The sequence below is a fragment of the Glaciecola sp. 2405UD65-10 genome, from assembly GCF_048820975.1.
Classification (GTDB): Bacteria; Pseudomonadota; Gammaproteobacteria; order Enterobacterales; family Alteromonadaceae; genus Glaciecola.
Genome location: NZ_JBMEUF010000002.1, coordinates 354,130 through 363,552, shown reverse-complemented (window position 1 = coordinate 363,552; position 9,423 = coordinate 354,130). Strand labels below are relative to the sequence as shown.

15 protein-coding genes are annotated in these 9,423 nt (G+C 37.9%); 13 read left to right on the top strand and 2 right to left on the bottom strand.

What is annotated here, in order from left to right; genetic code table 11:
• The first annotated feature begins 55 nt into the window (after positions 1-55).
• The 11 genes from ACOI22_RS13780 (at position 56) to ACOI22_RS13730 (ending at position 7,964) form a co-directional block, all read left to right on the top strand.
• Positions 56-583, top strand: a complete 528-nt coding sequence (locus ACOI22_RS13780) for a hypothetical protein (protein ID WP_420672698.1) — start codon at positions 56-58, stop codon at positions 581-583.
• Between the two features lie 1,330 nt (positions 584-1,913).
• Positions 1,914-2,480, top strand: coding sequence for a hypothetical protein (locus ACOI22_RS13775; RefSeq protein ID WP_420672697.1), 567 nt, complete (start codon positions 1,914-1,916; stop codon positions 2,478-2,480).
• A gap of 100 nt (positions 2,481-2,580) precedes the next feature.
• Entirely contained in the window at positions 2,581-3,825 is a 1,245-nt protein-coding gene (locus ACOI22_RS13770; RefSeq protein WP_420672696.1) for an AAA family ATPase, read from the top strand.
• Positions 3,826-3,830: 5 nt separating this feature from the next.
• Positions 3,831-4,505 (top strand): HNH endonuclease, encoded by a 675-nt coding sequence (locus ACOI22_RS13765; RefSeq protein WP_420672695.1) that lies wholly within the window; start codon positions 3,831-3,833, stop codon positions 4,503-4,505.
• A gap of 118 nt (positions 4,506-4,623) precedes the next feature.
• Positions 4,624-4,899, top strand: a complete 276-nt coding sequence (locus ACOI22_RS13760; RefSeq protein ID WP_420672694.1) for a hypothetical protein — start codon at positions 4,624-4,626, stop codon at positions 4,897-4,899.
• The gene (locus ACOI22_RS13755) at positions 4,896-5,423 is read left to right on the top strand and encodes a hypothetical protein (protein WP_420672693.1); all 528 of its coding nucleotides are present in this window, start codon (positions 4,896-4,898) and stop codon (positions 5,421-5,423) included. Before ACOI22_RS13760 ends, ACOI22_RS13755 begins: the two co-directional genes overlap by 4 nt.
• A gap of 129 nt (positions 5,424-5,552) precedes the next feature.
• Entirely contained in the window at positions 5,553-5,867 is a 315-nt protein-coding gene (locus ACOI22_RS13750) for a transcriptional regulator (protein WP_420672692.1), read from the top strand.
• On the top strand, positions 5,860-6,159 hold the full coding sequence (locus ACOI22_RS13745) for a helix-turn-helix domain-containing protein (protein ID WP_420672691.1): 300 nt from the start codon (positions 5,860-5,862) through the stop codon (positions 6,157-6,159). The genes ACOI22_RS13750 and ACOI22_RS13745 overlap by 8 nt, the downstream gene beginning before the upstream one ends.
• Positions 6,160-6,201: 42 nt before the next feature.
• On the top strand, positions 6,202-6,924 hold the full coding sequence (locus tag ACOI22_RS13740; protein WP_420672690.1) for a hypothetical protein: 723 nt from the start codon (positions 6,202-6,204) through the stop codon (positions 6,922-6,924).
• 124 nt (positions 6,925-7,048) lie between these two features.
• Positions 7,049-7,333 carry a hypothetical protein gene (locus tag ACOI22_RS13735; RefSeq protein WP_420672689.1) on the top strand — a complete coding sequence of 95 codons (285 nt, stop codon included), beginning with the start codon at positions 7,049-7,051 and terminating at the stop codon, positions 7,331-7,333.
• A 136-nt stretch (positions 7,334-7,469) separates the two neighbouring features.
• Positions 7,470-7,964 (top strand): arsinothricin resistance N-acetyltransferase ArsN1 family B, encoded by a 495-nt coding sequence (locus ACOI22_RS13730; protein ID WP_102484219.1) that lies wholly within the window; start codon positions 7,470-7,472, stop codon positions 7,962-7,964.
• Positions 7,965-8,052: 88 nt separating this feature from the next.
• Here ACOI22_RS13730 and vapC read toward each other — a convergent pair whose 3' ends face one another.
• On the bottom strand, positions 8,053-8,454 hold the full coding sequence (gene vapC / locus ACOI22_RS13725; protein WP_420672688.1) for a type II toxin-antitoxin system VapC family toxin: 402 nt from the start codon (positions 8,452-8,454) through the stop codon (positions 8,053-8,055).
• On the bottom strand, positions 8,451-8,645 hold the full coding sequence (locus ACOI22_RS13720; RefSeq protein WP_420672687.1) for a type II toxin-antitoxin system VapB family antitoxin: 195 nt from the start codon (positions 8,643-8,645) through the stop codon (positions 8,451-8,453). The genes vapC and ACOI22_RS13720 overlap by 4 nt, the downstream gene beginning before the upstream one ends.
• A 181-nt stretch (positions 8,646-8,826) precedes the next feature.
• Here ACOI22_RS13720 and ACOI22_RS13715 point away from each other — a divergent pair, with 181 nt between their 5' ends.
• Positions 8,827-9,069 (top strand): type II toxin-antitoxin system Phd/YefM family antitoxin, encoded by a 243-nt coding sequence (locus ACOI22_RS13715; RefSeq protein WP_420672686.1) that lies wholly within the window; start codon positions 8,827-8,829, stop codon positions 9,067-9,069.
• Entirely contained in the window at positions 9,066-9,329 is a 264-nt protein-coding gene (locus ACOI22_RS13710; RefSeq protein ID WP_420672685.1) for a Txe/YoeB family addiction module toxin, read from the top strand. Before ACOI22_RS13715 ends, ACOI22_RS13710 begins: the two co-directional genes overlap by 4 nt.
• Positions 9,330-9,423 lie beyond the last annotated feature (94 nt).

Genomic DNA, 9,423 nt, shown 5'->3' with positions numbered 1-9,423 from the left:
GGCAAGAGCAGCCAAAACCGCTTATGCAAAGTGTTAGCCATCAAGGATAGATTGAATGAAATATGTAACATTTATAATATTAATTAGCCTGTTTAACTTTCCGTCTGCGGCATGCTCGTATGTGGGTTACTATTTGTTCCAACCTACTTTAGAGCGATGGGATGAGCATCCAGGGCCGAAACAAGTTGATGAAAATGCAGATGGCACGTATTGGGAGCAAGTCCCTTTGCCAGTCGTTGAAAAAATCAAAATCAATCGAGCTAGTTATGAGGGAAATAGTTCGTGCAGGGATACTGGGGATTTATCTTTCCTTGTTAAATTACCAAAGACTTCGACTTATGACTTAGATGAGTTTGGAGTTTACCTTCAAGTTATCGATGGCGACATGCCTGATACTATATTTCCAAGCGTTCCAATTATAGGTAGGATAGATAAAGAAAGCATGTCTTTTACTTTTCCATGGTTGGATCATCATCCGAGTAGACAGATTCCGCTTAATCTGATTGTCGAGATAAGATTTGTGACAAATGACCTAAACCTTGGAGTAGCGACTACATTTAAGGTTGAGCAAATTGATGGCTAACAAAAACTTGAAGCGGACAAAAATAAAGAGCAATTTTCGCCGCTTAAGTAGGTGTTAGGTTCATCATGAGTTCAGTTCAGAGTCGCGTTAAAGCTTGGGTATATGTTTATTGGATTGCGTGTGTCGTTCTTCTTAATGCAATTACGGCAGTCTTGTATTTCGGTAGCTACTCTTATTATTCAATTCTTTTTGATGGATTTTGGGGAATTATTTATGCGACCATACAACTTGGTATCCACAAGCGAAATGAAAAAGCTGCTGTTCCTTTTTATGCTCAGTTCATAGCCGTATTTGTTCTTTGTTTGCTCGGTTTCGTTTTTTGTCGTCGGTTCAACATCTCTATTGTCAATTAGTAGTATCCTCTTGATAAGTTTGATATATGCGATACCTATTTCATTAATAGCTCTTTTTGTGAATGTGAGATTGCTTAAATATGACGCGAGAACCTAACAAACGCATTAACACTCGCTGCGCTCGCAAGGGACAAAAATACGTAGGCTCCCTGCGCTCCGCTCGGCATTGTAGCCTACGTATTTTTGCCCGTTATGCGGGCCGTTATACACCCAAAAGGAATTCATCATCGACTCAGAATTTTTAAATGTTGCAAGGAAGCATTTTCAGTTTTTAATCTATGACTATGACTTCACAGAAAGTGAATCAAGCGAGTTTGAAATTAACTTTAAAAACTCTGATACTTGTATACGTGTGGAAGGCATAAATTGGGGTTTGAATTCAAGAGTAGCAATTGGAACTCTATCGAGAAAGTTCGAAAACTACGACCTTCATGACATCATCTATGGATGTAATTTGTTTTGCGCAAAAGTAAAATCAAGCCTCGATCAGTTGGAGCAATTAGAAGTTTTAGCATGCTTGCTTCGAACTTATACTCACCCAGTTCTTATTGGTCAGCACTCTTCATTCTCTATCGCTAAGCAGCAAGTCGAGATGCGTGCAGAAAAGTTTCGTGTGAATAGGGGCAAGGGTGTATAACAAACCAATTAACAACGCTCGCTCCGCTCACTGGGACAAGTACTCACCGGCGCCTTCGGCATTCTCGCCGGTAACTACTTGCCCGTTATTGGGGCGTTAGCAGTAAAAATATTTAAATGTAATAAGCTGGCATGCGCTAGGAAATATAAGCATCGCATCATGGGCAATTTTTAAAAGGTGTTGGCAATTTGGGTTTAATGCTTTTTAAGCCAAACAAGTTATTACTCAATTCAAGCACGAAATAAACAAAGGATGTTATTTTGCTTTCCAAACAATGTCGTATTAATCTACTAATAATTATCAATGTATCGTTATCAACGTTTACGGGTGGAGCGCGCTTGTGAGTTCATCATTTTATGCTAACAAAGCATTGAATCGGACAAAAATAAAAGGCAATTTTCGCCGTTTAATGCGGCGTTATCCACAAAGGAGAGTTATGAGGTTACTCGGTGTTTTATTTGTTTTTTTCTCATTTGGAGCAAATGCTGCTGACTGGAAGGGCGTTTATGAGGGTATTGAACTTTATAAAAATAAAGAGGTTAAAGGACTTTCATATCAATTTCTAGATTTGCGAGCAACCGAGGGCGTTTTTCTCTACGACGCTGATATAAGCGACGATGAAAACGGACTCACTTGTAAAATTGAAACAAAAAATATTATTTGGTCTACTTCCCTCGGTAGAACAATGTTACGAGATTGTGGAACCGATACGATGCAGTTCGAGCTCATTTTGTTATTAGATTATTCCTCTTCGGGTAATACTGAATACTCTTTGAAGAGTGATGTAAAAGCATCATTGATATCACACTCAAACGGTATATCAGTCGAAACATCGTCAATGTGGCTTCAACGAACAGACGACAAGAGTTTGTTAGACCAACTCAAACAAACTGTGACTTATGAGTAAATTTGTGGATAACAAAACCATTAACCGGATTTGTGCAAGAGCGGCACAAACCGGTTATAGTAAGTGTTATGCGCTCCAAACACCAAATACAGGATTCTAAATGAGCAACGGAATTTTTATAAACAAAATAAATGTCAAAGAAGTCAGAAATATTAAAGAAATTGACATCCCTCTGAGCGAATCATCAAGAAAGCACCTTATTCTTACAGGTAGGAATGGGTCTGGTAAAACCACTTTGCTTTTAGAGATCAATAGATTTCTCGAAAATGTTTTTAATGGGCAATATGCAAATTGGGATCGGCAGAAGACAAATTTGATGAATCTTGAATCGAATTTAAAGCAACTACAAAGTAGAAGCCCTGCTGAGGATGATCCTAATTTTGTTCAAGCTAAAAGGAGTGTTGAGCAAACGAAAAAGTGGTTTGAACGATTTGGCGGTCTGGAGATTGGCTTTTCTAGAAACATTGAATTGCAAGACAAGGCACAACAAGGTGAATTTTTGATTGCGTATTTTGACGCAAAGAGAACAACGTCTATTACTGTCCCGTCAGGGATAAACAAAGTCAGCCTGAAAGATAAGTATCAGCCAAAAGAAAGAGCAAACACAGCTTTTCTGCAATACATTGTAAACTTAAAAGCCGAACGATCATTTGCTCGTGACGATCAAGATGAGAAGGAAGTGACAAGAATCGACGAGTGGTTTTCAAGATTTGAAAAACGGCTTGGCGAAATACTTGAGGCTCCTGAGTTAAGTCTTATTTTTGACAGGAAAAATTACAATTTCAAAATTGATGTCAATGGTAGAGAGCCATACACGCTCTCAGAGTTATCAGATGGCCATTCGGCAATATTGAGTATATTGACTGAACTAATATTACGAATGGAGACAAAAAGTAACGCCAGCTACAATATGCAAGGCATTGTACTAATTGATGAGATAGAAACGCATCTACATGTTGATTTACAGAAAAAAGTATTACCTTTTCTAGGCGACTTCTTTCCAAATTTACAGTTTATTATAACAACTCACTCTCCTTTTGTTTTGTCATCAATAGAAAACTCGGTGGTTTGTGACTTGCAAAACCGTATTGTGACAGAAGACCTGTCAGGATATTCTTATGACGCTCTAATCGAGAGTTACTTTTCGTCAAATAAGTACTCTGAACTTCTTATAGAAAAAATTAATAAGTTTGAAGAGCTAGCAAATAATAGAACAAAAGAAGATCAAGCTGAGTACCATCATTTAAAAAACTATCTTTCTCACTTGCCGAAATATTTATCGAAAGAGCTTCATGTAAAACTCCAGCAAATTGAACTTTCTCTCCTAAATGAAAAAGGAGAGTAGTTAGCATGTTGTATTTTAATAAATCTCAACCTGAACCTGATTGCTTGAAAACAGAAAAGACCAAAGCGTCTGGGGATTATAAATGTGGCTGCGTCTTGGATAGAATCAAAGTTGACTTTCATAACAAATGCTATATTTGTGAAGATTCTCAACCTCATACTATAAACGTAGAACACTTCCGGCCGCATAAAGGTAATGTTGATTTAAAATTCTCATGGGATAATCTGTTCTGGTCATGTGCGCACTGCAATAATATCAAGCTAGATAGCTATGAAAATATTCTGGACTGCACTGATGAGCAGGAAAAGGTTGAAGACAAAGTGCATTATGAATTCAAGCCATTTCCCTTTGAAAAAGTAAAGATAACACCGTTAGATGCGTCATTGAGCACTCAGAGCACTGCTGAACTAGTCGAAAATGCTTTTAACGGAACGACAAAATTAAAGACTATTGAAGCTGCAAACTTAAGAAATAAGCTTTTAGAAGAAATGCAGGAGTTTCAAGGTCTTCTTATTGAGTACTTTAAGCCCACTTGCGACGATGAAGATAAGGAATACTACAAGAGGAAGATAAAATCACACTTGCATATAGCAAGCAATTTTACTTCATTTAAGCGGTGGGTTATTAGGGAGAATACAGCGCTGAACGAAGAGTTTACCCAGTACTTAGTATGCGCATAACAAGTCAAAGCACTCGGACTTGGCAAAGCTGTCACCTTTTTTGTTCCAAAAAAGCCGCCAACTTCACCAAGCTGGTGTTTGAGGCGTTATATTTCAATGGAAGTTGTGAGCTAAAGGAATGAATAAAAAGCTTATAGTAAATATTTTAATGTTAGTTCTCGGCATCGTCGTCTGCATCTGGTCAGCACATTTACTTCAATCAGGTGAAACAGAATTTGGCAGAAAACACCCGATTGGTTCTTTCTTGCTAGGTGTGGTAATTATTGTTTGGGCACTAAAGGATATCTTACTTGTTTTATTTGATCCTTTACTTAAAAATTATCCCAAGCTTCATAAACGTCTTAACTCAGGTTTTTGGGATTTTCTTCTTGGGCCTGTTAAGGACGATAAATGAAACATAACAAACGATTTAAGTCGGATAAAAATAAGAGCGGTTTTTACCGCTTAATCGGGCGTTATATGTATAAGCATGTTGCGAGGTTGTCTTGCTTTATTTTTCTGCTGGCTTCTACTCAAATCGTAAATGCAATAGAATGGTACAGCGCTCCAGAACTAACGGACAAACAGCTAGAAAGCTTCAGATGGCTAGATTCCGACACAAATTGCGAGGTTTTAGCTTCAAAGGTTGAGCTTGCAGTTAGTGTGCTAGATACAAAAACGTTTGACGTATTAGATAAAGGCGAAGTTCAAAGCTACGCAAGTGAGAACTGTGATTTATCGAATTTTAAGCATCATATTATAGCAAGAGGGTTATATTTTTGTTGTATTGGAGCTTTCGGCGTCGCCACAGTTGATGATAAGTTAATTGTCGGCTATTCAGGTTTAGGCAAGACACCTACTTACCAGAAGTCAGCAGTTATAGTTGGTCTGAACAAATTGCCTTCTGAAGTTTTTACGGTTGTATTCGTATCCGAGTAACATATAACAGTACCATTAACCGGATTTGTGGAAAGACGCCACAAACCGGTTATGTAAAGTGTTAGCCATATCTGAGTCGACTTCAATTAAACGTTTGATATTGTACGTCAAAGACGTATAATACGGCTCATGTATACAATTATAGAAACTCCGACATTTAAAAACGATGCAGACTCTATCTGGACAGAAGACGAAAGAGGAGACTTTTGCACATGGATTGCTGGCAATCAGAACGCTGGTGATGTGATCCCGGGTAGTGGTGGTTGCAGGAAAGTAAGATGGTCCAAGCGTGGTGTAGGGAAACGCGGCGGTGTTCGAGTAATTTATTATACAAAACTAAAAAATGGAGAAATATGGCTGTTGGTTATTTACAGTAAAACTGTAAAAGAAAATATCCCATCTCATATCCTGAAATCCATTAAAGAGGTAATAGATAATGACTAAAACTCAAATGACAGGCGAAGAACTCGGTTATAAATTACTGCAATCAGTCAAAGAAATGAAAGCAGGTAATGTTGCACGTACCACTCAAATCGAACCAAATGAGGTAGCATCTGCTCGATTAAAGACAGGACTTTCTCAAAACCAGTTTGCTTCAGCATTACAAATCTCACCAAGGACACTTCAAGAGTGGGAGCAAGGCCGACGCAAGCCATCAGGTGCTGCCAAAGCGCTTATTCAGATTGCATTTAGACATCCTGAAGTAATCCAAGAAGAACTGAGGGCGAATGGCTAACAAAACAAATGAACAGAGACACAAACAAAGAGCAGTTTGTGCTTGTTATTTGAAGTGTTAGTTTTACAAGGAAAGCCGGTGCGTATTTTCAAAATCCTTTCGTTTGCTTGTTTGCTTACCTTTTCTGTCTCATTCATCTTTTTCAAAAAAGATGCAATAGCATGCGAGGTGATAGGGCTAACTCACTTTTCGCAAGTATCATCAAATATCTATATTGACGACAGCCTAGACGAAGCGCAAAAGTTTGGATTGATTAATTCAATAGCCAGTGCAATTGATAGGGTTTCTAGCGTATATGGGAACCCTATATCTTCACCTAGAATTATTGCAACGGCAGAAACCAAATACTCTGATTTTGGGTTTAACCCAACGGGTATGCAAACATCAGGATTCTTTCGAGAATGTATTTTTCTGGGCCCCAAAGGTCTCAACACAGACGTGATAGCCCATGAATATGTTCATGCAGAGGTAAGACATAGAACCGACTTTCTTGTAGAGTTAACTCAATTGCCTGCCTGGTTCATTGAAGGAACTGGTATCAAGGTGGATTATCGTGAGCCGTTTCTTCTTAAAAATATAGAAATAAAAAAAGAAAATGTGACAAAGATTAAGTCCATTTTTTATTTAAGTGACTTCCCTAACACGAGCGTGAAATATTACCAAGCCTCAAGGATTGCAATAGAGCCAATGGACACTAAAAGTTTATATTTGGGGTTAGACAGGTTAAATAATGGGGAGAAATTTGAGGCGGTGTTTGGGTTGTAAAACTAACAAGAGCCTTAAGGCTAGCAAGCTCGCATCGGACAATTAACAATGGGTTATTGTCGCTGCGCTCAATAAGTTTAACCCATTATTAATTTGCCGCTTAGGCAGGCGTTAGCAGCCTTCAATGAGTTTGACCGAAAAATACACTAAATATTTAAATCAAGTTTCTTGGATCGTGGCGGAGATACCACTTCTAATCCCTCCGGCAATAGTTGCTTATTTATTTCACCCGAACATGAACTACCCCGTTAAGCTAATTATCGTTGGCTTTTTATCGGTAGTAGTAACACTGTTTAATAGCTATATTGGCATTAGGGCAGTATTCAAAAAGGATGTTGAAACTATGTTTAACTTTTTAGTACTGCCTTTTTCTATGGCTGTTTTTGTACTTTATTTAGGTTTTAATTAGGTCGACTGCTAACAAACAACTGTTGTCGTTCGCTCGCGCTCACTGGGACATAAACATGCAGGCTCAGTCGCACCGCTCCAATTTTAGCCTGCATGTTTATGCCCCAAAGTAGGGTGTTAGGCTTTCAGGAGGCATTGTGATTCGTAATGCAGTGAGTAAGGATGCTACTTCAATTGCTGAAATATATAATCATTATATTTCAGATACTGTTGTTACATTCGAAACAGAAATTATATCTGCTGAAGATATCCTTAATCGTATATCTAAAGTTCAATCAGATGATTTACCGTGGTTAATTGCCGAAGATTCTTCGGGTGCCTTAATTGGTTATGCTTATGCTACCAAATGGAGAGAGCGTTTTGCTTATCGTTTTTCAGTCGAGGTTACTGTTTATTTATCGCCAAAATGTATCGGTAACGGCGTAGGTTCACAACTCTATGATGCTTTATTCTCAGAGTTAAAATCTCGTTCTATCCATTCTGTGATTGGTGGTATTACATTGCCTAATCCAGCTAGCGTCGCTCTCCATGAGAAATTTGGCTTAGAAAAAGTTGCACATTTCAAACAGGTTGGTTTTAAATTTGAACAATGGAAAGATGTTGGTTACTGGCAAGGTGTATTAAAAGCCTAACAAGAAATTAAACAAGGACAAAAAACAGTTGGTTTTTGCTCCTTCGTCGCTTATTTTAACCAACTATTTTTTGCCTGTTAATTAGGCGTTAGGTTTCGGTTGATACCGATTGAAGTTTTAAATGTTTGGTAAAGGGTATAAAGTCTTTATCAGCAAATAGCAGTGGGATACTTTTATTTATGCAAAATGTTGCAATTATTACGTCAGCGGTTTTTCTTATAGTTATGCCACGCTTTCTTAAAACACGATAATTTTCAGCTGCATTTATCGCTATTTCTGGTGAAAGCATACTAAACTGAGGTAATACTTGTAGGTGTTCTTTAGCTGTTTCATAGTCTTTGTCAGAACGAAACCCTTGAAGTATCTCCAACAAGATTAAATCACCAATGGCCACACTATCATTACTCAAAGCTGTATCTAACAAATTAGTTTCTTGTGTCTCATTACCTTTAAAGTAATCAATCCAAACACTAGTATCTACCAATATCATTCACTGGTTCTCATATCATCAAGGTCGCCTTCCCAATCTAACCTTCCTCTAAGAGAGCGAATCTTAGCTTGCTTTCTGAGTCTGATTAATGCTTTTAAGCCTTCTTCTACAGCTTCTTTTTTGGTTTGTAGACCAGTCGCACTGAGCGCGTCTGCCATTAATTTATCGTCGATGACAATGTTAGTTCTCATGTTGCACCTATGTGTAAAGAGTAGTAAGTTTATACACATTATGACTCAGTTGAAAAAACATAACAATAGATCGAAGACGGATAAAAATTATAGAGCAAATTTTTACCGCTTAATCAGGTGTTAGCAGTACAATATTTGACATTGCGTGCGGTTAAGCGTACGCTTTTGTTTGGAGGTACTTATGACTACATTAACTGCGACAGAAGCTCGTGCAAATTTATATCGTGTGATAGATGAAACTGCTGAATCTCATATCCCAGTGAAAATAACGAGCAAACGAAACAACGCTGTTCTACTCTCTGAAAAAGATTGGGAAGCAATTCAAGAGACCTTGTATCTCTTGTCGGTGCCAGGAATGAGGGAATCAATAAAAGAGGGTATGGAAACTGACTTATCAGATTGTTCAGAGGAATTAGATTGGTGACATGGAAAGTTGTCTATACCAAACAAGCACAAAAAGATGCTAGAAAGCTCGCTAGCAGCGGTCTAAAAAGCAAGGCAAAAGTCTTACTAAATATAATTGAAAAAGATCCGTATACTAGCCCCCCATCATTTGAAAAGTTAGTTGGAGACCTTGCTGGTGCCTTCTCACGAAGAATTAATATTCAACATAGATTGGTTTATCAAGTTTATGAAGAAGAGAAAGTAGTTAAAGTTCTGCGTCTATGGAGTCACTATGAGTGAATCGACTGCTAACAAAAAAATTGAAGACAGACAAAATACGAGAGCAGTATTTCGCCGCTTAATTTGGTGTTATAAGCTTTAAAATCTCGTAGAA